This is a genomic window from Halalkaliarchaeum sp. AArc-GB (genome assembly GCF_031432225.1).
Taxonomy (GTDB): domain Archaea; phylum Halobacteriota; class Halobacteria; order Halobacteriales; family Haloferacaceae; genus Halalkaliarchaeum.
This window is the reverse complement of record NZ_JAVKGM010000013.1, coordinates 69,697-95,773: the sequence shown is the minus strand read 5'-3', so window position 1 is coordinate 95,773 and position 26,077 is coordinate 69,697. Positions and strand designations below refer to the sequence as shown.

General features: G+C 54.2%; 26 protein-coding genes. 12 read left to right on the top strand and 14 right to left on the bottom strand.

Features of this window, described 5'->3' with window-relative positions:
• From RH858_RS12400 to RH858_RS12385, 4 genes are all read left to right on the top strand, one after another.
• Positions 1–413: hypothetical protein (locus tag RH858_RS12400; protein ID WP_310562036.1), on the top strand; the 413-nt coding region annotated here is incomplete at its 5' end.
• Entirely contained in the window at positions 413–1,036 is a 624-nt protein-coding gene (locus RH858_RS12395) for a hypothetical protein (protein ID WP_310562035.1), read from the top strand. The genes RH858_RS12400 and RH858_RS12395, both read left to right, overlap by 1 nt.
• Positions 1,036–1,503: a hypothetical protein gene (locus tag RH858_RS12390; RefSeq protein WP_310562034.1), complete on the top strand. Its 468-nt coding sequence runs from the start codon at positions 1,036–1,038 to the stop codon at positions 1,501–1,503. Before RH858_RS12395 ends, RH858_RS12390 begins: the two co-directional genes overlap by 1 nt.
• Before the next feature lie 300 nt (positions 1,504–1,803).
• Positions 1,804–2,088 (top strand): hypothetical protein, encoded by a 285-nt coding sequence (locus RH858_RS12385; protein ID WP_310562033.1) that lies wholly within the window; start codon positions 1,804–1,806, stop codon positions 2,086–2,088.
• A gap of 119 nt (positions 2,089–2,207) precedes the next feature.
• Here the strand turns inward: RH858_RS12385 and RH858_RS12380 are convergent, their stop codons facing one another.
• The 4 genes from RH858_RS12380 to RH858_RS12365 form a co-directional block, all read right to left on the bottom strand.
• Complete coding sequence (locus RH858_RS12380) at positions 2,208–2,510, bottom strand: hypothetical protein (protein ID WP_310562032.1); 303 nt, start codon at positions 2,508–2,510, stop codon at positions 2,208–2,210.
• A 64-nt stretch (positions 2,511–2,574) separates the two neighbouring features.
• The gene (locus tag RH858_RS12375; protein WP_310562031.1) at positions 2,575–3,618 is read right to left on the bottom strand and encodes a restriction endonuclease; all 1,044 of its coding nucleotides are present in this window, start codon (positions 3,616–3,618) and stop codon (positions 2,575–2,577) included.
• The gene (locus RH858_RS12370; RefSeq protein ID WP_310562030.1) at positions 3,615–4,298 is read right to left on the bottom strand and encodes a hypothetical protein; all 684 of its coding nucleotides are present in this window, start codon (positions 4,296–4,298) and stop codon (positions 3,615–3,617) included. Before RH858_RS12370 ends, RH858_RS12375 begins: the two co-directional genes overlap by 4 nt.
• Entirely contained in the window at positions 4,295–4,681 is a 387-nt protein-coding gene (locus RH858_RS12365; protein WP_310562029.1) for a hypothetical protein, read from the bottom strand. The genes RH858_RS12370 and RH858_RS12365 overlap by 4 nt, the downstream gene beginning before the upstream one ends.
• Positions 4,682–5,379: 698 nt before the next feature.
• Between RH858_RS12365 and RH858_RS12360 the strand changes: the two genes are divergently transcribed.
• Positions 5,380–6,180 (top strand): SWIM zinc finger family protein, encoded by an 801-nt coding sequence (locus RH858_RS12360; protein WP_310562028.1) that lies wholly within the window; start codon positions 5,380–5,382, stop codon positions 6,178–6,180.
• A 12-nt stretch (positions 6,181–6,192) separates the two neighbouring features.
• Here RH858_RS12360 and RH858_RS12355 read toward each other — a convergent pair whose 3' ends face one another.
• From RH858_RS12355 to RH858_RS12335, 5 genes are all read right to left on the bottom strand, one after another.
• Positions 6,193–7,365: a tubulin/FtsZ family protein gene (locus RH858_RS12355; RefSeq protein ID WP_310562027.1), complete on the bottom strand. Its 1,173-nt coding sequence runs from the start codon at positions 7,363–7,365 to the stop codon at positions 6,193–6,195.
• 200 nt (positions 7,366–7,565) lie between these two features.
• Positions 7,566–7,925, bottom strand: coding sequence for a hypothetical protein (locus RH858_RS12350; protein WP_310562026.1), 360 nt, complete (start codon positions 7,923–7,925; stop codon positions 7,566–7,568).
• Positions 7,926–9,226: 1,301 nt separating this feature from the next.
• Positions 9,227–9,601 carry a hypothetical protein gene (locus RH858_RS12345; protein ID WP_310562025.1) on the bottom strand — a complete coding sequence of 125 codons (375 nt, stop codon included), beginning with the start codon at positions 9,599–9,601 and terminating at the stop codon, positions 9,227–9,229.
• A 107-nt stretch (positions 9,602–9,708) separates the two neighbouring features.
• Complete coding sequence (locus RH858_RS12340; RefSeq protein ID WP_310562024.1) at positions 9,709–13,047, bottom strand: ATP-binding protein; 3,339 nt, start codon at positions 13,045–13,047, stop codon at positions 9,709–9,711.
• A gap of 841 nt (positions 13,048–13,888) precedes the next feature.
• Positions 13,889–14,320: an ArsR family transcriptional regulator gene (locus tag RH858_RS12335; protein WP_310562023.1), complete on the bottom strand. Its 432-nt coding sequence runs from the start codon at positions 14,318–14,320 to the stop codon at positions 13,889–13,891.
• A 132-nt stretch (positions 14,321–14,452) separates the two neighbouring features.
• Here RH858_RS12335 and RH858_RS12330 point away from each other — a divergent pair, with 132 nt between their 5' ends.
• Positions 14,453–15,028, top strand: a complete 576-nt coding sequence (locus RH858_RS12330) for a hypothetical protein (RefSeq protein WP_310562022.1) — start codon at positions 14,453–14,455, stop codon at positions 15,026–15,028.
• A 241-nt stretch (positions 15,029–15,269) separates the two neighbouring features.
• Here the strand turns inward: RH858_RS12330 and RH858_RS12325 are convergent, their stop codons facing one another.
• Positions 15,270–16,301, bottom strand: a complete 1,032-nt coding sequence (locus RH858_RS12325) for a tyrosine-type recombinase/integrase (RefSeq protein WP_310562021.1) — start codon at positions 16,299–16,301, stop codon at positions 15,270–15,272.
• A gap of 3 nt (positions 16,302–16,304) precedes the next feature.
• Here RH858_RS12325 and RH858_RS12320 point away from each other — a divergent pair, with 3 nt between their 5' ends.
• Positions 16,305–16,451 carry a hypothetical protein gene (locus RH858_RS12320; protein WP_310562020.1) on the top strand — a complete coding sequence of 49 codons (147 nt, stop codon included), beginning with the start codon at positions 16,305–16,307 and terminating at the stop codon, positions 16,449–16,451.
• 234 nt (positions 16,452–16,685) lie between these two features.
• Here RH858_RS12320 and RH858_RS12315 read toward each other — a convergent pair whose 3' ends face one another.
• Both RH858_RS12315 and RH858_RS12310 read right to left on the bottom strand, forming a co-directional pair.
• Positions 16,686–17,123 (bottom strand): hypothetical protein, encoded by a 438-nt coding sequence (locus RH858_RS12315; RefSeq protein WP_310562019.1) that lies wholly within the window; start codon positions 17,121–17,123, stop codon positions 16,686–16,688.
• On the bottom strand, positions 17,123–17,956 hold the full coding sequence (locus RH858_RS12310) for a ParA family protein (RefSeq protein ID WP_310562018.1): 834 nt from the start codon (positions 17,954–17,956) through the stop codon (positions 17,123–17,125). Before RH858_RS12310 ends, RH858_RS12315 begins: the two co-directional genes overlap by 1 nt.
• Before the next feature lie 234 nt (positions 17,957–18,190).
• Between RH858_RS12310 and RH858_RS12305 the strand changes: the two genes are divergently transcribed.
• The 5 genes from RH858_RS12305 to RH858_RS12285 all read left to right on the top strand — a co-directional run bounded on the left by RH858_RS12305 (position 18,191) and on the right by RH858_RS12285 (position 23,923).
• Positions 18,191–19,315, top strand: a complete 1,125-nt coding sequence (locus tag RH858_RS12305; RefSeq protein ID WP_310562017.1) for an SIR2 family protein — start codon at positions 18,191–18,193, stop codon at positions 19,313–19,315.
• Positions 19,257–20,072, top strand: a complete 816-nt coding sequence (locus tag RH858_RS12300) for an IS5 family transposase (RefSeq protein ID WP_310562016.1) — start codon at positions 19,257–19,259, stop codon at positions 20,070–20,072. The genes RH858_RS12305 and RH858_RS12300 overlap by 59 nt, the downstream gene beginning before the upstream one ends.
• 453 nt (positions 20,073–20,525) lie before the next feature.
• On the top strand, positions 20,526–21,941 hold the full coding sequence (locus RH858_RS12295; RefSeq protein ID WP_310562015.1) for a hypothetical protein: 1,416 nt from the start codon (positions 20,526–20,528) through the stop codon (positions 21,939–21,941).
• A 4-nt stretch (positions 21,942–21,945) separates the two neighbouring features.
• Entirely contained in the window at positions 21,946–23,112 is a 1,167-nt protein-coding gene (locus RH858_RS12290; RefSeq protein WP_310562014.1) for an ISH3 family transposase, read from the top strand.
• A gap of 271 nt (positions 23,113–23,383) precedes the next feature.
• Positions 23,384–23,923, top strand: coding sequence for a hypothetical protein (locus RH858_RS12285; protein WP_310562013.1), 540 nt, complete (start codon positions 23,384–23,386; stop codon positions 23,921–23,923).
• A 297-nt stretch (positions 23,924–24,220) separates the two neighbouring features.
• Here the strand turns inward: RH858_RS12285 and RH858_RS12280 are convergent, their stop codons facing one another.
• Together RH858_RS12280 and RH858_RS12275 are read right to left on the bottom strand one after the other, a co-directional pair.
• Positions 24,221–25,585, bottom strand: coding sequence for a restriction endonuclease (locus tag RH858_RS12280; RefSeq protein ID WP_310562012.1), 1,365 nt, complete (start codon positions 25,583–25,585; stop codon positions 24,221–24,223).
• A gap of 80 nt (positions 25,586–25,665) precedes the next feature.
• Positions 25,666–26,076, bottom strand: a complete 411-nt coding sequence (locus RH858_RS12275; protein ID WP_199241364.1) for a hypothetical protein — start codon at positions 26,074–26,076, stop codon at positions 25,666–25,668.
• Position 26,077: the final 1 nt, after the last annotated feature.

Here is a 26,077-nt window from a genome sequence, read left to right as displayed (position 1 = left end):
CTGGGTCATCAGCGTGTGTTGGTGTTTCCCCAGAAGACATCACGACAGCGGCAGAAACGATATCAGAAGAGTACGCTGCGTTCATCGACGAGTACGACGCAGAGACGGACTCTTCCTGGCATTTTGAGAGGCAGTACGAGGAAAGTGAAACGTTCCGAGAATGGCGAACTGGGATCTACATTGGACACTACATATCCGGTGAAGAGGTGTTTGAGACGGCTGATAAGCCGAAACTCGTCGATGTGTTCCGGATGCAATATGTCAATAATACCCTCCTTGGAACGGTGTTGTTTGGTCCCACAGACTGGGACTGGTCACACGCGGCACTCCTGGATCGGCTCACAGAGTACCAGCGAGACCAGGTACTCTCGCTCACGGAAGCTGCCTCCATAACCACGTCAGGTGACAAGTAATGTCGGAACACCACCCATCTGGACTGCTTACGGACAACGAACGCGAGGTACTCACCGGAGAGCATCCAGACGCAGAGACTCAGCGAGAGCGTGTTCTCGAGGCAGCTTCGACCCGGCTGCCGGACGCACTTGTCGATCTCATGCACCTGTACCTCTACCTTGATGATGACGAACTCGAGACCGTCATGACTGGTGGCGCAGAGTCTGAGCGCTCGCTTCGAGCCCTAGCACAATACGCACACGCTGCGCTCTATACGACACTCCAGCTCACAGGTGATGATCCTGAACACCGGCTGGTGAGTGCGATTAAACAAGCAGAGGCTGCCCACCAGCGTCACGCACAGGTGGACCTCTCAATCACGACAGAACCCTTCTTACCGCCTGAAGATCGACTTGCCGCGCTCAAACGCGGTGATAGTGACCGAGTGTCGATCGAGGCGTTAGAACACCTGTTTTTCGACGATACGACGTCGGCTGACGTGTTTGCTGACGCCCTCTCTGTGTTCAATGGTGAGGAGGTTTCACCCGAGACAATTCGGGCGGAACGAGAGGGAGCATCTGAGTTGGCTCGGCCTCCAGTCGCTGTACTTACTGACATCGAGATAACGGAGGCTGAAGACTAATGCGAGATCACTCAGCCCCTGTTATTGAAGAAGACGCAGATGCTGTGTATACAGTCTCTAACCTTTTTCAGAGTAATGATGCGAAGATTCTACTCGTCGATCTCGGCGACGAGACGATAGAAATTGTTATCGGATACCTCCCAGCACCTCTTGACTACAACTTGGATCGGAATTATCCAGATGCTCTTGAAGATGAGGAGAAGATGCGATCACATGTGGTTGCGAACTGGATTGTTTCGGAAGCCGCTGGAATCCTGTCGGACTACGAGTGGGAGACATATAGCTATCAGACGGCGAAGCCAAATTACGTCTTAGGGGAAGTATACTTCACCTGTGCTAAGTCTGAGGTCAATGAGGCAGTACTGGCTGCGAAAAAGTTCTTGATCCAGCTGGAAGAGAAATCTCTTCGCCATCAGCGTGAGTTTGGGACGGTACAGGAGAGTCCGCTCGACCAACTCGAAGATTGAGAGTACCAGACACCCGGACATCGCTGTCTACTACAACACCACCATCCGAGCGTCTACCGATAGCTGAGCCGCAGAAGTTCCTCCAGTACTCTGGCTTGTTTTGTATCGGGTCCACGATTGTTCCACAGTTGGGATGCTCTGTCCAGACACTACCCTCATCCCCTCGCATTATATCAGTAACCTGTAAGAGAATCAGAGACTGTGTTCAGGAATGGACAGAGCTGGTAAGTCGGGGTCCCTAGAAGATCTCACCGGAACTGAGTAGGAACTTTGAGGGCCATAAGAGGAGAAAAGAAAGTCATGAGTCCTACCGTCCGAGAACTACGCAACGCGATTCGAGTAGCAACTGGTCGCTTCGAGCGGGAGGTCAAGGCCTCGTTCACAAAGGAGGAACTACAAGCAGTCTGTGAGACACTCGGAGTCGACGTCAGCGAGGCGGGGCGATCATCAACATCGCAGATGCGCCGAGTTATCCGGGCGCACGTCGGGATCGCAGAGTCGCTGGAGGCGGCTGACGACTCTACCTTTCGGAAGACTGATCTCCAAGTTATCGCTGACGAAGTCGGAGCATCGTTCGAACCGTAGCTGCCAGTTGCTCAATCTGTCTACTGGGGGCCCCGACCTAATCCTCTGAGTAAGACCGTACCCACATTATCGGGTCGCACTGTCTGTCAGCACAGCTGCCGAAAGAATTGATGGTGAGGTCACATAAAGCTCACATCAAGGGCATTCTCAATCCGTTTCACAACTTTGTCCCACTCCACTTCTTCATTATACCACTGCTCAATCGGGATATTTGCAGTACCACAAGCTCTCGCGATTTCATTCCGTGAAATTCTTTGATTGGTCCACTCCGTTGCGAGATATTCAATCATCCCCTGTTTAGCCACACTATTCTCATCAGTCGATTCGACATTAAATGCATCAGCAACCCCGTCATCGTAGGCACTTCCATGGGATTTGATCGCTTCGCGGCTTGGCTCGGAAGGATATGGTAGTTTAGACATGAGAACCAATATACTCACCAAGAAAATAATAGTATTGGATTATGGACACATATTCACAGTCGAGTTAGTGCCCGGCTGCGGGATGCGTATCGTCGTCTCGATCGGTATCGATCGGTTCGTAGTCGTAGTCCATCCCCACGGGAGTGAAGCCAGGAACGTAGCTGAACCGTTTGCCAGGCTCTCCGTAGAACATGACGGGGAGGGTGCCCCGATAGTCACGAACGTTGTTCTGTGGAGGCCACTCGTTGAGTTCAGCCGATGGCTTGTACACTTGGGGCGCAGGAAGCGCACCACGTTCAAGATCCCGCAGATCGAGGACTCGGACTTCGAACTGACGGGCGAGCTCCTCAGCCCGAGCTGTGATATCGCTCGTATGACAGAGGATCGGCATTGCCCGGCAGGCAAACGCAATCGTACACAGCCGGAAGATCGTTGACGGCGTGATCGTGTCGCTCGTCCAGTCTTTACACTGAGCGACAATCCAATCAGTCGGCTGCTGTTGTTTTGGCTTCCGCTTGGCGACGACATCGACCTCAAGACCGAACAGGTGCTGGCGTGTCTCTGCTTGATACCCCCACCGCATCAACGCGCGCTGGAGCTGATACTCAAGCCATCGCCCATCGCCAACCCCACGCCCAGCCACGTCTGCATAGACAGATCGGTGACTGGAGAGTTTCTCAAGCAGCGTGGAGTTGTCCGTCGACCCCTCAGAAAGTGCGTCCTGAAGAATGACGATGTGGTCTCGAATCGTTTCGAGTGTTTGCTCGATCGAATACTCTTGTGAGGAGTGGTCGTACCCCTGAATGGAGAGATCCTCAAGCAGCCGATCGAGACGTAGTTCGATATGATACAGTGCCTGAGCAGGGCCATCCCACGTCACCACCTCATGATCGCCTTGGGACCGGTGATGCTCTGTATCCGCAAGCTGTTGGCGGATCGTGTTAAGCGGGTAGAGCGCGAGGAACAACCGCCGCCGTGTGGTGACAGCTTGGACGGTCGTAAGTGTCTCCTCGTCTGAGAGAGCGTCCCGGAGCGTCTCGATCGCGTCGATAAGCTGGATGAGTCCACGATCGAATCCCGGTGGAAGCGAGAGTGGTTCGTCCGTCATTGAGAGAGCGGGCTGGGAGTGAAGTCATGGCGAGTCAGTGCGGTTTCTGAGAGCGGTAGGAGCGTTGGCTGTCCGTGAGTGCGAAGGTGGTGGTAGAACTCGTCTGTCGTCGCAGGATACCACTGTGGGCTATCGCGCTCGCGGTAGCGGAGCTCGCCGTCGACGGAGACGACTACACCCTGCTCGGTGGTGGCCGTCTTCGCGAACACGAGCGCAGGCGGATCCGGACGCGCCCAACTGTCGCGGGTCCACTCGAGCATCGTTTCGATCGGTGTGGGATCGACTGGCTCTGGATACCGCGCCGCCGCTGGAGCACGTATCGCGACGTTGTCGAGGCGATCACTCCCACAGGGACGCCACTCAGCGCCGGTCCACTCCCATTCGCGACGGGTCCACGTCTCGCCAGTGCTGTCGGGCTCGAACCGGAGGCGGCGAGGCGGAGCACTCGGTGGGTCCCACTGGAGGAGACACGTCCCGTCATCAGCGAGCGTGGCGTCCTCAGTTCGGCGACGATACGCGAACAGTGCGGCGTCGATCTGTGCTCGTGTCTGCCGTAGTGTGGCGAGTGGGTCATCTCCCGGCATGGAAGGCGCCTCAGAGTCGTTGACTGTCTCGAACAGCCGGTGGAAACTCGTGTCGATGTCTCTGAGCGTCTCCATTTCTGGCTGATACTCGGTCATTGGGACTCTTCCGAATCTGGCTTGTAACACGCAGTCTGGAGCCGGCGGATGTGTTCGGCGAGCGGTTCGGTCGCGTCCGTCGGAGAGACGGACTTCGATCGGTCATCAAACGCGATTGCGCCGCACTCATCGAGCGTCTCGAGATGCGATTGGGTCAGCGAGATGTAGACTGAGGTGCGTTCGTTGCTCCTGATTTTACTGGGGTCAATCGCATTCTCGATGGCGGCGATTTCGACGGCCAAATCACCTGCGGTAATTGCTCCATGCGACTGTGAGAGTGAGAGCAAGACGCGCCGGCGACGACTGTTTGCGATTGCGTTGAACGCACGGTCTGGATCCATCGGGATGGCGAACGAGGTCGGATCGTCGGTGGCTTCGGTCACTTAGACCGACCCCACGATGATTGTTCGACCGGCGTTTCGCTGGCGACGGTTCGGCGAGATTTGAGAACTGGACTGTGCGACGCGGTGTATCTGTGGGTCAGTGTCGAGTAAGGTACTCTGGAAACCAGAGTTATCACTCCTGACCCTGTTTGGGTTGGTTGCTGTCATTGGGTGGCAGCACGACTCCTCCGGCGTCTCAGCGCCGGAGGGTTCCGTCAGGAATCGTGCGTGAGTTGAAGAGAGTCGATTGTGACTTTTATATGAGTGTCACAAACTGAGAGCCGAGTATTTGGCCGCTTGAACGCCTCTAAAGCAGATGTTGGATTGTATTCTTATCACCTCTTAAATCACGCACCACCTCAACTGGTGGTTAAAAATAATCCTTCACTGCGGCGGCTCTTCTCTATCTACGCGATTGGGATGGGGTGATGAATAGGACCCCGACCACAAGACCGCTGACAGCGCCGTGAGAAACAGTTGACTTCCCAAATATGGAAACGGACTCAGTCATCTATCAAATGGCACAGCGGGTCCAGCAGGCGGGCTCACCAACGGTGGTCGAACACCGGCAAGTGGGTGGGAGTGGTCAATATGTTGTAACTGGTGAAGGTCTAGAGGGGGACGGGTTTGAAAGGTGGCAGCTACAAGTTTGACGAGAGTACCGAGGTCCCAGTAGAGTGATTTCGGACGAGTTCCGCATGAACATCGATACAGAAACCATTCGAGACCGATGTACCGATCCCGTGTTTGAGCGGGGGCAAACCTATCGCAGGGAGGGACGGATCCAGCAGCTCGACCGGTTCGACGATCTCGTGTCGGCCGTTGTCAGCGGATCGAACCCGTACGACGTGACTATCAAATTCGGTGGCCGAAGTCTCGAGACTCAGTGTACCTGTCCATACGACGGCCATGGCGACTGCAAACACGTCGTCGCGGTGCTCCTCGCTATCGCAGACGACCCGCCAGAAGATGAGAGCGAGCGTATCGAGGCTCTCCTTGCGGACGTCCCTGTCGAGGAGTTACGTGGGTTCATCCGTGATGTACTCGCTAAGCACGGCACGGTCCGAGAACAGTTTCTCGCGCAGTTCGGTGACGAACACAAATCGGTCGATGAGTACCGCGAGGAGATCGGACGCTTGTTTGAGCAACATGCCGATCCGGCGGTGTTCGAAGCGATCGACTTCTCCCGATTCTTCAACATTGCCGAACAGTACCGTGAGCGCGATCGCTACCTCGCCTCTGCGACCGTCTATCGGGCAGTGTTCGAGGAAGTCGATGAGAATTTTAATTGGATCGACGGTTCCTACGACCACTACGCACAGACTCTCCAGACAGCTCTCGATGGATACATCGACTGTGTCTTGGCGACCGATCCCAGTCCCGAGAACTTCGAGACGTACGCGGGTGTTTTGGAAACCCGGGCAGCAACAGAGTCAGAGATTAACAACACGCAGTTCTGGCGAGCACTCGACGACCTCGAAGATCGATACGACGAATAGACCACTACGATCTCAAAACAGCGACTCCAGCTCCCCGTCGCTGTCCATCAGGTCCGAGAAACGGTCCTCGCTCTCGTCAGTGATCTCCCCGAGATTCTGTTGTGCTTCGATTGCGACTTGCTGGAGCTCTTTCACTCGTGGGACGTTCGTCACGCCGCCGAGCAGCACGAGCGCTGCGACCGTTCCCTCACCGCGTCGTGGATAGTCACCACCACGGACCTCCATCGATCCGGTCTGTTCTTCGAGCCACTTGCGACCGTGCTCGATTCCCTTCCGGTTGAGATACTCTGGCGGGCCGGCAACCACAAGCAGTGCTCGCTCTGTCCCGCTCACCTCACAGGGCAGCGTGAGTCGACCGAGCGTTGCTTTCCGGACGAGACTCGTGATTCGGTTGGTCGCTTCTGTACTGTCGATCCCGTTATCTGTATCGCCACTGAGTCGCGAGAGCAATCCCTTCCGCTTCGGCTCGTCCACCTCGACGTCGGCGTAGCCTAGCGAAGAGATTCCGCCCCCTTTGAGCGTATTGATGATCTCCGAAGAGTCAACCACGCTTTCAGCGACATCGCTTCCCTCGGTTATCTCGCCCGCACTGAAGAGCACGCCGAACCGCTGGACGAGCTCCTCGTTGATCGCGTCGAACCCTTCCTCCACGGATTCACCCGAGCTGCGCCAGGCGTCGTTGTCAAACAACATGAGGTTGTCCACCTCGTCGACGAACGTCTTGAGCGATCGAGCGGCGTTCAGCGTGTAGATCCCACCCTCGTCACTGCCGGGCAGAATGCCGAGCCCGTACACAGGTTCAGTGTAGATCCGCTTGAGGTTCTTGGCAATCACGGGCGCCCCACCTGACCCCGTCCCGCCACCAAGCCCCGCAACGACGAGGAACGCATCGATCTCGTGGACCGGCACTGAGTCGAGCGCGCCCTGAACCTCGTCGATGTCTTCTTCGGCCACCTCTGCGCCGAGTTCGTTATCTGCGCCCACACCGTGTCCCTTCACTCGCGATTGACCGATCAGGATCCGGCGGTCTTTCGAGAGGTGGTCGATTCCCTGGAGATCTGCTTTCGCCGTGTTGACGGCGATCGCTCCCCGAACGATATCAGCGCCTGTCCGTGCGTCGTAGGCCAGGAACTCGTCGACCACCTTCCCACCCGCCTGCCCGACCCCGATCAATGCGAGTTTCATGTGAACATCCCACGTGTAGATACGCAGGTTGGACTGATAAAGCTTGGAAGAACACTGGAAAACCGGTGTGGGGGGTCCATGAATAATGTAATCGACCCAGAGCACTCGCAAAATGGTGTGGTCAATGAGAGACAAGACAAAATGGAGTGAACAGCCCTACCGGAACCTGTGTGTCGCGACCCGTCGGCCGTCAGTTCTACTTACTGATTGTAGGGGTGATCTTCTGGGTCGTGGTACCAGCCATCTCCGCCGAAGTACGGATGTGGTGTGACGAGGTCGACCCCAGTCGTTCCTTCGGGCAGGGGCATGTTTCCGATCTTCTCGCTCTGCGCTTCGATCTCCTCGCCGAACTCGCCATCCGTGTTGACAGCTATCTCTCGAAGCACCCGCTCGACCTTGATGTTGATCTGCTCCATCTTGATCCGCTGATGGCGGTTGTTCACGCCTTCTCGAAGCAGCAGTTCGATCGTTCGGTTCCGAGAAATGTTGTGGTGCTCTGCGACATCGTCGATGAGCTCGGCGAGTTCATCAGCAACGTATCCGGTAATGTGTGTCGGCATCGGGGAGTCTCTTTGCCGGTGAGTTATGAATGTATCTGGTTGGTAACAACATGTGATAATCAGTCAGAGCATCCACTATCACTACAGGATTACTTCCCCGAATCGCGTAGCTGATTGCCCTTCGCGTCGCCGTCACTCCGGCTGTGCTATCGGTGGTCGCTAGACGTCCAGTTGTATCTGCCCCATCCGTGGCTCGTTGTCTCTGCCTGTCCCCATACTGAAAGTGACTGGCTGTGTTGACGCGACTGTCTCTGCCGGGCGTCGGTCGTCGTTCCTCCGTGGGTGTGCCCACCGGGACGTCTACTCGCTTGGTTGCGATAGCCACTCTGTCCGGACGGGCCACCCTCCCGATCGTCGTCTATCTCGACTTCTGACCGACTCGTCTCTCCCTTGCCAATCCAGTATCTGATTTCTGATATACGTACTGCGATATCTCGCTCGATTTCTCTGATCTCCCTTCTCCTCTCGGCTCCGCCCCGTCTCCTCGCTACGCGGTCGACCTTCGGGTCATTTTGCTTCTCAAGCCCCTAACATTGTGAATTCGCGGAACCTAACCACAGGGGAGGAGAGATATATTAGAACATCTCTAAAGGTCTCTCAGGCCCTCAGAACCCAACCAGCGGGATTATGGGGGAGGGTTAGGTTACACCAACAGGGGCCAAATCCGCCCACGTACGCTTATTTTTAATGATGACGCCCAAACTACATTTTTTATACTGAAACACCTCTAAGTCGCTCCCGTCTGGTTATATGATGGTTGTATATCCCGTAATAATGTTTTATTCAATCACCCCTCAATACCCCTGCCGTATGCTTATTCGGGTGTTTACATGAACACAGCCATATCGGGTCGCTGTCTTGTTATTCTTGGTTGTCTATGATAATGTAGGATGTGTGATACCGAGGTGGAAATCTCTTATAACAGATAGTACCAATTGCGGTCCCGTCTGCTTGTTTTAGGTTTTACATCGCTTGCCCAGTATCCCGCTACCGTCTGCTTATTCTTGAATAGCGATGCTACAGCCAGTTTCCACTCACATCGCATTATCGTATTACACAAAGTAGCATCAAATCCCTCCACGTCTGCTTATTCAAGATTATACATACACACCGGCCTAATGTATTGCTGTCTACTTATTTATTGCGTGGGTGTGGGCAGTAGTGAAAGGAATGTGAGGTGTGTTCTGTGTCTGAAGTCTGTTTGGGAAGTGTTGAGGATAGAAGATCGGGGATTTGGTGTTGTCTAGATTGGGTGGGTTTGGACATTTACAGTACAGTGTTTCTGGTTGTTTGTGGTGGCTTCAGTTTGATACACCTTGCTTGTTCAGCTTCTTCTCAATGTCTTTTCCATTCGCTCCCGCCTCGCTCTCAATGTCTTTTCCATTCGCTCTCACCTCGCTCTCAATGTCTTTTCCATTCGCTCCCGCCTCGCTCTCAATGTCTTTTCCATTCGCTCTCACCTCGCTCTCAATGTCTTTTCCATTCGCTCTCGCCTCGCTCTCAATGTCTTTTCCATTCGCTCTCACCTCGCTCTCAATGTCTTTTCCATTCGCTCTCACCTCGCTCTCAATGTCTTTTCCATTGCTCCTTGCCCTGTTCTTAGATGATATTCTTATGGACGTACCACGCAGATTGTCTAGCTGTGAGTGGATTGGTTTACGACTGTATGCCGACATAGAATGGGAAATCCACTCGCTGTCAACTGGATTAGTACTCGTTTTGGGATGGAACTCAGAGTTCTGCGACCCGATAAAAAGAGAAGCTAGTGGAGAGAGTTTAGTTGCTAGTCGTCTCCTAGATCCTTTCTGAGTTTGTTGATGCCGAAGATTTTCTGCGCGCCTTCTGCGTCGAGTTCGTCGCTGATCTTCTCGAAGTTATCCGATTTTCGTGCCTCAATATACCCGAGCTGACCAGTGAGCGACGACAACAACTTCCGCATCCCGCCGGCATCTTTAACGACCCAGATGGCGTCGGCATCTGCGTCTCGGAGTTTGAAGAAGTCGTCTACGACGTGCCGCCGCTTCTCCGGGGACAGCTCAACTTCGATGACTTTGTCCCGATCGTCGGGAGATTCCTCTGTCGCCTCGACGTAGAGATCGAACTTGAGTTCACTGCCCTCGGGGGTGTAGTACATGTATGTCTCGTAGCCGAGCCCGTCGTAGTATGCGTCGATGAGCCTGACGCCGACCCGATGTTCCGGGCTTTCCCGACCGTACTCACCACCGTCTCGTGGCGCGAGATTCTTGTCGACGACGACGTTTGCTTCGTCTGTCGGCCAGTAGTACGCCTGTCTGTTTCCGAGTTCGAACTTCTCGAGGAAGCCCCACTCGATGAGATCGGGTGCCGTCTCGCTGTACGGGAGGACGTTCATTGTGTCCTTGATGTGGTAGCCAGTCACCCCGTCTGTGAGTGCGTCGAAGACCATCCGGAGGAAGGATTCATGATCGCCTGTGAACTCTTCAGAGTCTTCAGGATTGTCTCCATCACTGTCCGAGTCCTCGTCTTCGTCCGCACCAGGACCGGTCTTCACGCCGCTGTCCATGTCGATCGCTTCGTGCTGGCGGTTGACGCAGTGTCGGTCCCGACTTCGTTCACGGACTTGTTCACCCCGCGAGCTGACGTTGAACGACCCTGCGTTATGCCCTGGCGGGATGGGAAGGGGACGGAGTGTGAGTATCTCTGGCTTCTGTTTGTGGAAGCCCGTCGACGGGAGTTGGACGAGCCATTCTCCACGTCGGAGCCCCGCGATGCGGTCTTTGATCTCGTCGTTTTCGAGATCTTCGTGGAACAGCGACTCGGCTAAGAGGTCGTCCGTCGCGACGTTGCCGATGATCTTCGTGTTGATGTTGTTGAGGATTTCTTTGTACGCCCGCCGGTTATCCTGTGGATTATCCCCCAGCACCTGCTCGGGATACTGCATGATGAGCCCGAGCGAGAGGTTGAACTCACGCCCTTTCGGGAGGAGTTCTCGGTAGACGATTTCATTGCGAGCGATGTTCGCAGACTCCTCGATGATGACGTTCGTGATGTATTCATCATCGTCTGGCGTCCAGATTGACTGCGCTGAAGTCCACAGGTGCGAGAGGAACAGGACGGTGAAGACTTCGCTGCTGGCCCCGCGCAGACTTCCCGTGTCGATGAGGACGACTTTGTTTGAGTTGAGGATGCTCTTCATATCGAGCATCGGAATCTGCTCTTTGTTGTACCAGTTTGTGTCGTCGTTCCAGTACTCGTCATCGACCGTGTACGACAGCATATCCCAGATGAAGTCACGCTCTTTCAGCTTTCGGATCCGGTTGAGAACCGCGTCAGTCGTGTTCATGAACTGCCGCGCGTCCTTCTCAAGGTGCGACTCGAGGATGGACTTCACCTGCGTGTCGACCGTTTGCGGGATGGCTTTGAGGACGGTTTCGTAGTCCTCGTCGAGGTCTTCGACTTGCTTGCCGTACTTCTGGAAGACCTGTGCGGCCTCCATGAGCTCCCCGATTGAGAAGTAATCTTTCCCGTGTTCGCGGTCGAACAGCGCCTTGATTAGGTTGGTGAGGATTTCGTTCGCGACGAACGCTTGTTCGACTGTCTTCTTCCCGAGGACGAATCTGAGTAACTGGAAGTAGTGGTCGATGATGTCCTGTTTGGCTGTCTCTCGGGTGCGTCCCGCACCCTCTGTGAGCGGCCGCAGATCGAAGAATGGCATCCCTGGAACCTTGCCCTCCGCTTCTGGAATCTGGATGTATTCGACGTCTGCGAGGTTGCCGAACAATGTCCGGTGACACCGCAGATAGTTCTCACACATCTCGCCGTCCTTGGGATCGATGAGGATTGTCGGCCCCTCGAGATTGTGGTGTGTGGTGAGCATGTCGTTGATCGTCGCGACCGTTTTCCCGCTCCCAGTCGTTGCTGCGCGGATGTAGTGCTGGGTGAGATGATCTGCTGACAGTGAGAGCGCATCCCGCTTCGCGAGGTGGTCCCACCACTCATTTTTGCTCTGGATGGTACTGATCTGATCTGGTTTCTCGGAGTCATCTCGGAGTGCGGTGACGGCGTGGCCGATCGTCATGCCGGTCGAGAACTCCTTGAATACTTCTTCGTTCGGTGAGGTGAGCGGCGACTGAGCCGTCGGTCTCCCGCCGGTCCCACCTCGGCTCGCTTTCGGCAGCGTGTCGATTGAGGGGACCGTGATGAAGTTTGAGAGCTCGTCGATGTTACACACGAGCAGCGGCTTTTGTCGCGACCAGGACTCGAGCCCGTTCGGGTAGGTGATCCCGTGGCTGAGCATCCGCTTGTACTCAGGTTCGTTCGTCCCGAGGTAGTTTCCCTCGATAGAGTAGAACTTCCCACTGAGCTGGTTGAGGGAATCTTGGAGATTTCGGGCACACTTAGGGCTTGTTGTGGCCGCTCGGAGGGTGACGTTGTAGGTGTGAGATGGGTCTTTTAGGTCGATCTGCCCCATCCGTCCCGTGCCTGAGCGGTAGCCCGCAGTCTGTGAATCGTGGATTGAGCCGCCAATCTCGTTTGGTGTATCACTCCGGTGGCGCTCCTGTTGCTCTTCATCAGAGACGCCAAGGACTCCGTCGAGAACCGTCCGAAGGACAAGACCGCCGGTCGTGTGGACGCCTTGCTTGAGGTTTCCTTTCTGCCGTTCGGCTTTCGGAGACCAGTCTGCGCGTGGCTCGAAAACCGCTTGAAAGAGGACCACGCCGTCTGATTGGATGATGGTTTCGAGGAGATTGGAGAGCGGCGAGCGTTCGATCGCTTCGTTGTCGAATGACGAGAGCGTCGTCATCCAGTCTCTTCGTTTCTCCTCGACGCCCTCCCAGCGAACCATCTCGGGGACCTCATCGAAGACATCCGTGATGTCGAAGCTTTCCCGTCCGAACTCGAAGTTCTCTGGATACTGCGATCGTGTGGTACTTTCGAGTCGGTCGCAGGTGACTTCACCGCGATCTCCGGGTCCGATGAAGAACTTGAATTGAGCTTCATCCTCCGGTTTGTAGATGATGAACTCGAAGTTTGAGACGGGTTCAATGCCGGCGATATGGAGTTCCATATCGAGTGGGAGCTTGCGTCCGTTTCCGTATCGGTGGAGTCCGTAGAGTTCTCGCTTGACTGTCTCTGAGTTCACCTCCTCACGTACAGGAGTGATCTGAATATATTCTTGTTCGGATTCGATCTGTTCGATGAAGTCTTCCGCTTCGTCAGTGTCGATCTCCCCGCTGAGTGAAGCACTAGCGGAGGTCTCGTCAGCATCAGATTTTGGTGTGGAGTCCGCTTCTTCCGCATCAGGTGGTGCATCCGGATTTGTTGGTTCACCGGATTCCGGAGGTACCTCATCATGTTTGTTTTCTTTTTTATTCACAGTGATTTCCGACACAACCCTCCTAAATAGCTCTTTTTGGGGGTCTACAAACTGTTCAATGTGTATACTATTCGGGAATTACTCAGATTAAACTACGGTAGCACGTATAGTCATTTGAACACGGCCCAGTCAGGTTCGCCGACACGAAGGAAGTGACTGATAGCGACGACGAGACCAATGACGACTCACACCGCAACTGCGTCGTAGCGACTGGGGGTTAGTGCCGAGCGGACCGAGGTCACAACTGGTGAGCTCGGTGATACGCTGCTCCAGTTCTTCGATTTCAGCTTGGATCTCGGTTGTGTCTTCGTCGGCACCAGCGAAAGGTTCCGACTATACCTATCGATTCCGACCGCTCGGTGATAGGCGATCCGCTCTCGTTAACCAACATCTGGTGATGGGAACCGGTAGGTATTGGTTAAGACCGCTTCGACGTTGAGAGGGTCACAGCCTCGGAGGATGGAATTGATGCGTGCCTTCTGTTCGATTCGTCTGTTCTGAATCAAAATCGAGCTGATCTCTCGCGTCGGCTCTGCGCTGGTTCCGCTTCTGGAATATCCCAGACGTCGAGTTCTCTGACCGGCAGAACGTACGCCTTAGGTGGATTTCAGTTTCGTCCGTTCGGTCGCTCGACACCCTCGGCGGCCGTGATTTCGTCTGTTTTCTCGACTTCGGCGAACAGTTCTCGGTACGCATCGGGCTCAAAGAGGTTGTTTCGGTCGAACAGCTCGCGGGCGGCGTCGGTCAACTGAAAGAACCGGTACGGCTGACCCCGTTCGAGCCCCTCACGATCCTGTTCGATGGCCTCGATCAGTCCCACTTCTTCCAGCCGGATGAGGTGGTCGGTGAGCGTCGACGCTGCGATACTCGGATTGTAGTATTCGAGTTCCTTCTTCGAGGGCGCGCCTTTCGGGTGACCGACGATTGTCCCGATGATATTCGCACGGGTCGTGTCGTCGAGGACACTAAACGCTGCGATCGGATCGAGTCCGGCCGAACTCTTGGCTGGCGTGAGCGGGGTGGCATCGGGCCGGGACATTGTGTCTCTGTGTTTCTCTCCCGATCGGATAACCATTTCGGTGAAACTCGAATTGATGCCCAAGGTGATTGCGTATTCCACTTCCAGTCGTATTTCTGTACCGTTAGGTGGCGGTGGTGAATGAGGCCCAGTATGAACAACGACGACGCTACCCGTGCAGTCATCGATAAATTGGGTGAACAGCCGGGCGAGACGCTCACACCCGAACGGGTCGAGGCGATTCAGACCGCGATGCACGAGGACCTCGGACGATTCATTAACAACATGTCCTACTTTGTTCTCGGTTCCTACGATGAGGAGGAGCGGCCACGATTGGAGGCTGTTCGCGACCAACTCGCGATCGATGCCGCAGCCTCGAACTCCGATGATGGGATCGACGCGTTCCTGATGGACGATATTCTGGACATCTCGGAGTTCTTCACGTCGAAATTCAAGCTACTGGTCAGCTACGCGGACCATATCGTGGGGGTGTACGAACATTCCCAAGGCGGGCACGCGTGGGAAGCGGGTTACATCGATCAGCCGACCTATCGAAAACGGACGCGGGCCTTCTATCGAACTTACGAGACTGAGGAGGAACAGTACGCGGCCTACGACGGGATGTTCGCACACTATCTCCTCTCGATGGAGCGCGTTGACCGTGCGTACACGTGGACGACGCCAAAGGAACTTCGTGATTGTGTGGCGGACGCCTACGCACCCGATTGATGCCGATTCAATCCAAAAATGACTCATCCTCGAAGACCGTGAATTCCCACAATCTTGATGGATAGATATTGATGCGTTCCTTTCATTCGACATTATCCATATTGTCTTATTCGAGAGGTACACCAGACGATACAAGCCCGTACGCAACTGAAGATGACTATGATCGAGTCACTCCTCCGAAACTGTGGAGAGGATAGGCCCAGTACTCAGTATAGTGTGAGACATGTGTGATTGTGGCAGACTATTTGTCCTCAAACGCCTCAGCAAGCCGGTCATACATTGCGTCGCGAAGATACTCACGGCGTTTCTCTTCAGAGAGATAGTTCCGAAACACAACCATCGGGTCGCTGCTCCCCTGCTCGTGAGCGACACTCTGGAGACGCTCGATCACCGTCTCGACGGCATCAGCGTACGCGCTGTACCAGAACCGACGTCCCATCTTCGAGGTCGGAAGCCCACCGCGAACTCGCACATCTGCACGCGTAGCAATCGACTTGAACCGGCGATTGAGTGTCTCCCCGGTCACGTGATCACGCCGAGCGTCTGGTGAGGGAAACAGATGCCCGCCCCATCCCTGACGATCCGACAGCTGTGTGATTCGATCCGCAAGGACATCTTGGCCGTAGATCAACGCCACTGTTCCGGGACCGTTCTTCCGCGTGTCGAACGAGAGATACGGTGACTCCGCCTGGAGTTCAACATTCTTAACGTGGAGAGTTGCTAATTCACTCCGTCGCAAGCCCCAGGCGCACAGCCCTAAGACGATTAATCGCTCTTCGATGTTCTCAGCCGCAGCCACGAGAGATCCGACCTGTGCGGGCGCAAGTGCGGGGTTATCGCGCTTAGCAACGTCCCACTCGTGGTCGTATCGAACAGGGTTGAACGCTCCGTAGCCGCGATCGACGAGCCAGCTGTAGAGATCGTCGATGTCAGACCGGTACCGGCGCTTCGAGTCATTACTCTCGAGTTCTTCATCAAGAATGTCGAAGACAGCTGTGACGCGCTGGATCTCTTCAGGTTGGTCAGCGACATCTGTGATACGAGAGACGATCTCCGCTGTCCCGTGAAAATCCTCGTAATGGCGAAGAAACTGGCCAAGCCGCGAGCGCTTTGACTGGAGGGTGCTCTCCGCAGCCGACCCCCGTTGTTGTGACCGGAAGTACTGTTCGAGGTACTCGATCATCTGCTCGTTATCGATTGGCCACGATGGACTCTCCGGTGAAGCGTCGTCTCCAAGTCCAACAGCCTGTTCGAAGAACTCGGATAGTGTCATTTCATGATGCTCCCGGACAGCGTACTGGAGACCGCTATAGCCGTGCTCAACGAGCCACTGGTAGGAGGGGATCTTGTTTGGATCGTATCCCTCTTGCCGGCGTTCAGGAGCGATATCTCGCTCGTAGAAATCGACGAGTTCGTCGAGTGATTTCCTTGACCAGTTGTAGGTTTGCTCACTCACGGAAATCTCGGGGGAGAACCCCGCATGCTGCCCCCTGTGGTGATTCTAAGCGTGGTGATCTCATGGGATAGCGTCTATTTGACAGTAGTATAATAGTATTGGTTATGCGCGTGTCTGTACGAGACACGCGAAATAAGCAACTTATCGGACAGAGAATGCTCAAAGGTAATAAATCGTATAACGATATACAAAATGAGCTGGCTACTCGATATCGTAGCCCCACTCTCGAAGCACGTCGGCGACTTCGTCTAGATGATCCATTCCGACGAGATATGCCGCCTCTCGGGCATCAGTAAGTTCGACATCATCCCCAAGTTGTTCCTCAAGCGCAGGCCGGAGCTCCCGACGTTCCCTCTTTACCGTGTGTTCCGTATAGTGGATCGTCTTGTGGTCCCGATCGTCTTTCACTCCATCGCGACGGTGGATCCATGGTAGCCGGGAAGATTCGTCAGCAGGATGGTCAGGGATGCCTGGTAGCGTCGTCGACGTCGGATCCGGTTCTGGCGTTGTTGATTGCTCATCGAACGGATCACCCGCATCTGTGTCCGTATCCGCGACGTCGTCGACAGGCTCATCGTCGACATCATCATCCTCGGCGAACGGATCATCGCCGCTCCCGGACTTCATGCCGTTCGGCATTAGGCACTCACCTCCTCAAGATGGCTGGCGAGGTCGTGTAACTGCTCGAGCGTCTCCATTTCGTGATCACGTTTCCGGGAGCGATACTCATTGACGTACGCGAATGCTGTCGTCTGCTTGTCCCAACAGCCTTCGAAGAGCGACGATCGCTCACCAATGGCGACCGGCGCGTCGTACCCCAGCTCGCGGATACGCGTCAAGTAGCGTTGTTGGTCCGTCGTCCGCCCAACGCCGTTCGGCACGACCGCAAGGACGCCAACGGTGACACCCACCGTCTCTTCGAAGCCCTGAACGACATCTTGTAGCCCCTCTATCGATTGCATCCCTTTCCCTGTCGGTTCCAGCGGGATCACCAGCGAACGGGTTGCGCCAATGGCGTTGTAGAGATGGGGGCCAGCGGTTGCCGGCGGATCGACGACGATCGTATCGTACTTGTCGGGAATATCCGCGTTGAGAAGCACCTGTCGCAGCTGATCGTGGCGCTCAAACTCTTCGCCGAGGTCTTCTGCCATTGAGGCAGCGCGAGCAAGGAGATCGGCGAGATTTTCTAGCATATTGTGGCTTGGAACAAGGTCGAATCCAAATGGTGTCTCAAGGATGAGGTCCTCGAATGCGCCCTTTGGTCGGTCGATGAGGTGGCGCGCGATGTTGTCTGCGTTACTATCTTCTCGTGGAGCGTCAACGCCGAGTAAGTACGTCAACGAGCCGTTCTGTGGGTCAAGATCGATTACGAGAACATCGCGATCGTGCTGCCCGTGCGCGTCGGCGAGATTCGACGCGAGCGTCGTCTTCCCGACGCCGCCGGCTTCGCTGTAAGTCGTGTACGTGAGCATGTCTTACCTGTTAGACCCATTCGTCATAAATTTGCGTCAGACAAATCAGTTAGTATGGTTAGTTGTACTAATCAGTACAACCAATAAGTATGGCTAGTTAGCACAACAAGAAGGGTATAAGAGAACAACAAATTGAATATACTATTACATATTAAATATGAAATCGGAATAATATCTACCGGTATGAGAGGGAACTGCCAATACTTTTTTTAAAATGTCGCATCAGAATGTTTTATGGATGAAATCAAAGAGGAAGACTATCAGCGACTTTGCGAGAGGCTTTCCGAGAGTGAAAATCTATCTCTATTTTGTGGCGCAGGAATATCGGTACGGGCAGGGGTTCCGAGTGGGCAAACCATTATAGGTCGTTTGGAAGACAAATACGCCAACCAGTCGTGGCCAGATGACATTCAGTATGACGAAGCTTGGAACCGTGCGCTCCCTGGCGAAGAGCATCGTGAACAACGACGAAGTCTCATCGAACAATGGTTCACAGGGATTCCGCCGGTAAATAATCAATATCCAGATGCCTTCGGTCGACGTGCGTATCCTGGCAATCATTACCTAATTGCTTCCCTTGTGGACCAAGGAGTGTTCGGTGATGTCGTGACTACAAACTTTGACCATCTCCTTGAAATTGCGTTCATGTTGTTGCCAGATGATCGCTTCAGAATCTGCCAATATGATGATCAAATAGATATACAGCAGTTCGACGATTCACTATCCAAGCTGTTCAAACTACATGGGGACTTCCTCTACGACGATCTCGCAAATCTATCCGAGGAGATGAGAACGCGGGTGGACGAAAGCTTACAGGCTAAGCTTACTGAGTATCTTCAGGGGAGAGGACTCGTAGTACTGGGATACAATGGTCACGACGACAGTATTATGACTCTTCTTGAGGAGGCTGCTCGTTCAGATAGTGGATTGACAGAGGGACTCTGGTGGGTGAGTTACAGCCAAATCGACCTCGAGGACGATACGAATACAAGAATCCGTTCGTTGAAAGAAACAATGGACAGACACGGGAAGGATTTTGAGTTACTCACCCCGAAAGATGATGGAAAAATACCGGCTCGCGATTTCCTTCTTGAATTAGTATCTGAGAATGGAGTACCTATGCCGACAGTCGATCCGTTCGGGCTGAATTTGACCGATCACTTCGTTCCGAGCATTATCGATAATGACACCCACTTTCCAAGGCAGAATGCCTTGTTTTGCCGCCTAGTGACGACGGTCTCAAACGCTCTTACTGTAATATTCCGTCAGATTAACCCGGAAATAGACGCCGTCTGGCGATATGGCATCGCTCAGACGGCTTGCTTGGATGTGTCGAGATCTTGCCAAACAGCATGTTGATGATCCGGACGTACCCGCCGCGCCGGACGGCGCGGACGGGTACGCCGAGTGGGTACAGATCGCGTTGATCCTGTACCGAGTCGAACTGGAGAAGAGTCTCCGTGAGACCGAAGACTACCTCAACGAGATGCCCGGCGTCCTCGCCGTGTTTGATCTTGATGACGCACCGCACTACAGCTCGTTTTGTCGGTGGGAAAATGAGTACCGAATGCGTGAGCTCCGCCACCTGCTCCGCGCTTCGGCGGAGCAGGCGGGCTGGAGTGGTGAAGCTGCAATTGACGCAAGCGGCTTTCAACGCGATCAAACCAGCTACCACTACCGCGATCGCGCAAATTACTCGTTCCACTCGATGAAGACGACGATCTTGATCGACGTGAATTCGCTAGCGATCAAGGACGTTCATTTCACGACGCAGAAGGCATGGGACGGTCATATTGGGATGCAGGTCTTCCGCCGGAACGCGGAAGACCTGCGTGTGTTATCTGCCGACGCGAACTACTCATGGAGCGATCTCCGTGAGGAGTGTCGCTCCAACTCAACGCGACCACTGATCAAGCACAGAGAGCAAACACCGCTACAGAAGGCTCACAACGCCCGGATGAATGAGGATTACAACCAGCGCTGGATGAGTGAAACGGGCTTCTCGCAGTTGAAGGAAGACGACGGCGAGAAGCTACGCTCCCGGAGCTGGCACGGCCAGTTCCGGGAGCTCACGCGGAAGTGCATCATCCATAACCTAACGCAGGCGGCGAGTTAGGGCTCGCCGCCTGCTCCCCCTTCTCCGGACATATTTGGGAGAGGCATCGCCGTCGTCACCTGATCAAGGAAGTAAGATACCATAGTTTTGACCCTTTGACGGCCACCGCCAGCGGCAGCTACTACATCTTCTGAGTGTAAGAACCAGTCTCTAACACCGTGAAACCGTGAGTTATCGACCCTACCCCGACGCGGTCTTGCGTTCAACAAGGCAAGGCAGAATCTACCCAGTAAGGCAGAATCAAATGTTAGCCAGCAAGAGACTAGTGAACTCCACACAACTATTAATAATGCCCTCGCAAATTCGGATACCGCCTACCTCCGCAAAGGGAATCAGCCGAACTTCTCGAACCGCATTGGGTCAGAATTGCGGAATATTCGTGATGAGGAACTGATATTCTACTACAACTGTCGACATGGTCGAGGGTACCTCTTCGATGATTTTAGAAACAATTTGTTCAGCTTTGCCAACACGATCGGCATTGTTGATCGTGACACGAACACAATACAGAGTGTTGGGTACCAAGTACTCGACGCAGGTGCAACGATCGTCTTAGACGGCGTTGAGCTTGATATCAATCAGAGTGTAAATGGAAAGAGGCTATTCAAGAATATTGTCAAACTAATCACAATCAATACAATAAGCCCAAATGGGGAGTTATTGATACTTAGCACCCAAGAACCAAGTCAAAAGTTTAGAAATTCAATACGATCACGGGTTGAGAAAGTTCGAGAGCTATTCGACGGTCAAGAAGCGACATATGATGAGTTTCAGACATCTGCAGCTGAAGCTGATCTCATACAAAATACTGAGGAGATTGAGGCAACACAAGAGGATAGCTACGATCCAACTGAGACAATCCTTACAGCGGTAGACTGTAGGCAAGGTGAGTCATTGGATCCAACAGAAGTTGAGGAGTGGTTACAGGCTGCCTCACCACAGCTGACTGAGGTTATCGAAATTGTGGCCGGCCTCCGGCGAGCTGAAGATCTCGGGACCTTAATGTCAATAGCAAAGGATGTTGATGTGGAACATCACTTACAGACATTAATAAAGAAGGGCTTTGTCGAATCCATTTCTGGTCGATATTTCCTCCTCCCAACTCCAAGATCAGTAGTAATATCACATACAACGGCGGAGCGACGACAAGAGCTGTTTCGATCCATTGCCGAGGGGTATTTGGAAGGCGGAATCAGCGTCCCACAATACGCTACAAACCACAATTTGATCGAAGCGGAACGGGCATATAATTTTGCGGAGGATTATAAATCTGGGCTCATGATTTTGAGGCAATTTGGTGAAACCCTGTCTCAGTCTGGATATCAGCAGTTCCGATATGAACTTGTGCGTAAGTATGTTGAACATATTGTAAATACTCACCCCGAATGGTTTCATGATGACCTAACGCCACTAAGGCAGATCAATTTCCTCCATACTATGCATAAGTGTGAGAATCAGATTGACGACGTTGATCTGGAATTTATGAAGGCACAAAATCACCTCGAAACGTTGGTTCTTGCTGAGGTAGAGAAACCGATCGCAGAATTTTATTTTGCATTACATGACAATCTATCTGATGATTTTGATTCCGCTGAAAGGCACCTCCAAACCGTTATGAGCGAAGTGGATTCGGATCGCGATCCGTACTTTCTCGGAAACATATATGACTTAATGATGACAATAAAATCTCACCGTCTCCAAAGTGAGTTTGATCAAGACACTAAGAATGATCTACGTGAAGAAATCATATACCATGGAGAAGAGGCAATCAAACACTACGAAAGTAGTGGGGATGAATTTGACGCTGCAAGAATAAAAGACAATATCAGTACATCACAAAGCCGGTTAGTTGAGGCGTCTGCTTGCTGAAGGTGTGTCTAATACCAAGCAAGCAGACGGTGAAATCCACGAGGACCAGCTTCTTAACTTCCTCGTCAACTCTCTTGACGAGGAAGTTGCCCTCACACTCGCTGAAAACGCCGAAATCGATGCTGAAGACATCTACGAGGTCCTCGTCGGCGCGTGCGCCGACGGGACCTCGGTCTCAACGCTCTGTGAGCGGAGTGAAGATGCACCCCACGAAAACTCGGTTCTCTACCACCTCCGCACCAAGTTCGACCTTGAGACGCTCGAACAAGTCGGAAACGCGCTCCTTCAGAAGGACGTTCTTGACGTCCTTCCCCAGCAGGTGGAGGTCGTTTCAGACCTCCACCTGCGGCCCTACTACGGCGACGAAGACGGTACAGACGGCCTGTATCACTCACAAGCGAAGCGTGGAACAACTGCGTTCCATGCCTACGCGACACTCTACGCGCGTGTGAAGAACAAACGCTACACGCTGGCGGTGCGCCGTCTCGAAGACGGCGACACCGCCAGCAGTGTCCTGGCAGAGTTTCTCGGTATTCTCGACGGCCTTGACCTCGACGTCAAGGCCGTCTTTCTTGACCGCGAATTCTACGACAGCAAGTGTTTGACGCTGCTTCACGCACACAACCACGCCTACGTCATGCCGATCGTCCGCTGGGGACAGACGATCAAGCAAGAACTCTCGGAAGGCTGGAGTCGCGTGATTCAGCACGACATGACGGCGAAACTCGACGGTCACAGCTGGACCGTCGAGTTTCCGGTCTACATCGACTGTACTTACCAAAACGGACGGTACGACGAACATGGGGTGGCGCGTCACGGCTACGCCGCTGACGCGCCGTTCATCGACTCACCACGAGACGCTCGATACCACTACGCGAAACGCTTCGGTATCGAAGCGAGCTATCGACTCTCCGAACAAAGTATTGCGACGACTTCGACACAAAATCCGGTCGTACGGCTGCTGTACGTCGTGGTGAGCTTGTTGTTACAGAACGTCTGGCGGTATTTACACTGGGAGTACGTGGCGACGCCCCGCCGTGGGGGGCGTCGCCTCTGGCAGTGGTCGTTCAAGGAGTTCATCAACATGATTCGACGGGCAGCGTGGACGGCCCTCGCAACGCGTCGGGCCGTCCCCGCAAACCGACCACCAGACGACCGGTTTACCCGCTAATCCCCGACCGGGCTAGCCTTCGCCAGGAGTGGCGACGCTGTCGCGTCGGCGGCAGCCGCCGCCGACAGCGACAGCTCTCCGTCGGTTCGTCGAAGATTTTTTCGTCAAGACCACCAGCACAACCGCTCCGCCACGGAACTCAGGCTTCAGAACCAACTAGCCGAGGATGCTTTGTGAGGTACTGAAATTTGTTACTGAGGCGAACGATCCGTTTAGCGAATTACGAGCCGCTGAAGGGTATTTTTTCGAGGCCGTTATGAATTATGCCGCTATGACTGATTTCCGGGGTGTTGCCAAATTACTCCTCCAGTTGGTGGGTTATCAACTGCCTTCTACCTCAAACAGCGTGCTTCCAGACACAGAGGATATAATTCGCGCCATATTCGACATGGCCGATAGACGTGCAGCCGATATCATAGATATCCTCCAGCGACTCAGCATATTTGTCGAGATGTATCTCCAAGACAGCGGTGATCGCTCCTTTCTCGAGTTTTGGCTGCCAAATCATGATCGTCACGTCGAAGCGGTCCTCAGAGAGCAGGGCCTACCAAGGGCGGTAGCCGTTCGGACGCGGTTTCTGAGTTCTGTGACAGACGCCTTTAGCAGCCACTACATCCAGGACTCAATTTATCCCGAGTTACAACAGGATCTTGTATCAGATACAGTGTTAGATTGTGCACGAGAAGTACTGACGGAGGATGTAAATTTGTCAGAGATTCACATGGACTACGAACTCAGTGATGAACAAATCGAGTTACTACGAGATGCCTTCGACGAATTGGCTGATGTCAATATACCAAACAACGGGTGATCTACAGATGAGCAGGGCGAGAGCCTGAACTTGATCCCGAGCATTTCACAACGAAGTGCTCTGTTGAATCCGCAGAAGGCGTCGGGATTGTATCATTCTATACTCGGCTCAGAGCCGCTGCCGAGAGAATTCGGAGATGGAATCGTAGCAGAGAGCGAGAGGATCGAGATCACAGAGGGATCGATCCAATTCATCGGCGAGGAAGAGCGAGATAAACGCACCTTTAGAGATCGTGACCCCCGTGCCGTCATCAGATTCAACAGAGCACTCGTGAGCGAGCATGAACACCGAATCCGCTCAGATGATGCCGCCAATGACGAACAGTCCAACGACGAACAGCAGAGCCACGACTACTCCCCCTCCAGCCAAGAGCTTGTTCTCCATCGCCTTCTCGTGGATCGACATCCCAGCGTACTCCTTGCGGAACGCCTCGAGATTCTCCTCGTTGTAGAAGTACTTCGTCTTCAGCGCGAACCGTTCGGTCACCGCACAGCCCGTACAGACCGGCTCCCACTCAAGCCGTTCAGTCTGAGTATGGTTGCCACAGGCGATCGCCCCGCAGTTCGGACAATACGTGTACGTCTCGCCGACACCGCTCGTCTCGCTGTGGACGCATCGGTGAATCCCGTCCTCTGTAGTGACCCGTGAAGGCCCAGCAGCATAGTATTCGTAGGGATACGAATACTCCAGGATTTCTGTCGTCTGCTGAATCTCAGGTAGATACACCGGCTCAATCGATTGCACTGAGATATCCGAGAGATTCGGCTCACACGTCTTGTTGTACGTGACGTTGTTGTCGCCGGTGTAGGTCACCGTCGTCGTGTGGTGCTGCTGGAGGCGCTCGACGGCCCACTCCTTGTACTCGGTCTGGGTCTGCCCGAATCGGCGCTCCTCGACGTCGTCGAACACCTCCCCAAACTGTTCGGGGTCGAGTTCGATCCTCGTATGGAAGTTCTTGGTGACCAGTGCCGCGACATCTTCGTCGACGACCTGTGGGTGGCCACGTTCAGCGTGAACCACGAACTGCGTCCGATCGTTGATCCGGTGGATGACGCCGACGGACGTCTCGAAGACAGCGTTTGTGTCGGCGGTAACCGCAACTACCGGTCGGAACGTCACCGCAGAATGCGGTGTCGGAAGGTCGGCGGCCTCGATGTTCTCGATATCGCGGAACGCCTCCGTGACGGCCGCGTCGACGTCGGCCGCGGGGTCGTACGGGCGGAGCGTCTCGTCGCAGAGAATCTCGATGCGGCCGTTGTAAAGGTCGAGGCCGATCTCGTCGGCGATCTCCCGGAGGTCCTCGCCATCAAGCAGCTCGATTGGGTGTGGATCATCGTTCTGCTGGAGACGGTCGGCGTACTCCTGGGCGGGACTCGTGAACCGACCCGTCGTAACGACCATGCCCCGCTTCGGGCCATCGAAGTCGAACGTCGCGATCGCCGAGTGGAGCTTCTGGACGACCGGTCGCCCAACCGTCCCCGTGTGTTTACACTCGACGACGATCGCGCGCCGCGTGCCGTCGACGACCTCCTCCATGATGACATCCCGCCCCTCGTCGGCTGTCTTCTCAGCCTGCCGGACGTTCTCGTAGCCGAGGTTGCGGAAGACGTCCTCAATCAGATCTTCAAACTCGAACCCAGAAAGATCGTCTAGAACGGCCATTTGATTTATTTGGATACTGTCGCGCGATTACCAAATACATTGGTGGGAACCAGAGAGGTCATCAATTTCGGAAGACGCGATTAAATGAGTGTGATATCATCATCCTCGCTATCAATAAGATCCCAGAGTGTAATGATGGTAATTTGGCCCTCGTAGCCTAGGGACGACATTGCGGTTTCGATTGCCTCTCGAGCAACCCGGTCGGCAGTAATTACAGTGATGTTGTCTGCCCGTTCGGTATCGAGAAGGTACTCGACAGCAAGTCCAGCGAACACGGGATCGGCTTTTTCCACGTCGTGCTCGTCTTTGCTCGCCGATTTCGAGGCGATTGCTCGCCGAACGATATCTTGGGCTGTTGTCGCCTTGCTGTGGGAGACGGTCGGGGCTGCCACAACTTTTGCCCACCCCTCGTCTTGGGCTCGCTCCAGTGCTGGCTTGACTCCACCTTGTTCAATTTCTTCTTCAACACGAGCAGGAACCAGAAGCGTCACG

Coding starts and splice junctions, on each gene's coding strand:
- RH858_RS12395 (WP_310562035.1), top strand. CDS start 413: ATGTCGGAACACCACCCATCTGGACTGCTTACGGACAACGAACGCGAG.
- RH858_RS12390 (WP_310562034.1), top strand. CDS start 1,036: ATGCGAGATCACTCAGCCCCTGTTATTGAAGAAGACGCAGATGCTGTG.
- RH858_RS12385 (WP_310562033.1), top strand. CDS start 1,804: ATGAGTCCTACCGTCCGAGAACTACGCAACGCGATTCGAGTAGCAACT.
- RH858_RS12380 (WP_310562032.1), bottom strand. CDS start 2,510: ATGTCTAAACTACCATATCCTTCCGAGCCAAGCCGCGAAGCGATCAAA.
- RH858_RS12375 (WP_310562031.1), bottom strand. CDS start 3,618: ATGACGGACGAACCACTCTCGCTTCCACCGGGATTCGATCGTGGACTC.
- RH858_RS12370 (WP_310562030.1), bottom strand. CDS start 4,298: ATGACCGAGTATCAGCCAGAAATGGAGACGCTCAGAGACATCGACACG.
- RH858_RS12360 (WP_310562028.1), top strand. CDS start 5,380: ATGAACATCGATACAGAAACCATTCGAGACCGATGTACCGATCCCGTG.
- RH858_RS12355 (WP_310562027.1), bottom strand. CDS start 7,365: ATGAAACTCGCATTGATCGGGGTCGGGCAGGCGGGTGGGAAGGTGGTC.
- RH858_RS12350 (WP_310562026.1), bottom strand. CDS start 7,925: ATGCCGACACACATTACCGGATACGTTGCTGATGAACTCGCCGAGCTC.
- RH858_RS12345 (WP_310562025.1), bottom strand. CDS start 9,601: ATGTCGGCATACAGTCGTAAACCAATCCACTCACAGCTAGACAATCTG.
- RH858_RS12335 (WP_310562023.1), bottom strand. CDS start 14,320: ATGTCCCGGCCCGATGCCACCCCGCTCACGCCAGCCAAGAGTTCGGCC.
- RH858_RS12330 (WP_310562022.1), top strand. CDS start 14,453: ATGAACAACGACGACGCTACCCGTGCAGTCATCGATAAATTGGGTGAA.
- RH858_RS12325 (WP_310562021.1), bottom strand. CDS start 16,301: ATGACACTATCCGAGTTCTTCGAACAGGCTGTTGGACTTGGAGACGAC.
- RH858_RS12320 (WP_310562020.1), top strand. CDS start 16,305: ATGATGCTCCCGGACAGCGTACTGGAGACCGCTATAGCCGTGCTCAAC.
- RH858_RS12315 (WP_310562019.1), bottom strand. CDS start 17,123: ATGCCGAACGGCATGAAGTCCGGGAGCGGCGATGATCCGTTCGCCGAG.
- RH858_RS12310 (WP_310562018.1), bottom strand. CDS start 17,956: ATGCTCACGTACACGACTTACAGCGAAGCCGGCGGCGTCGGGAAGACG.
- RH858_RS12305 (WP_310562017.1), top strand. CDS start 18,191: ATGGATGAAATCAAAGAGGAAGACTATCAGCGACTTTGCGAGAGGCTT.
- RH858_RS12300 (WP_310562016.1), top strand. CDS start 19,257: ATGGCATCGCTCAGACGGCTTGCTTGGATGTGTCGAGATCTTGCCAAA.
- RH858_RS12285 (WP_310562013.1), top strand. CDS start 23,384: ATGACTGATTTCCGGGGTGTTGCCAAATTACTCCTCCAGTTGGTGGGT.
- RH858_RS12280 (WP_310562012.1), bottom strand. CDS start 25,585: ATGGCCGTTCTAGACGATCTTTCTGGGTTCGAGTTTGAAGATCTGATT.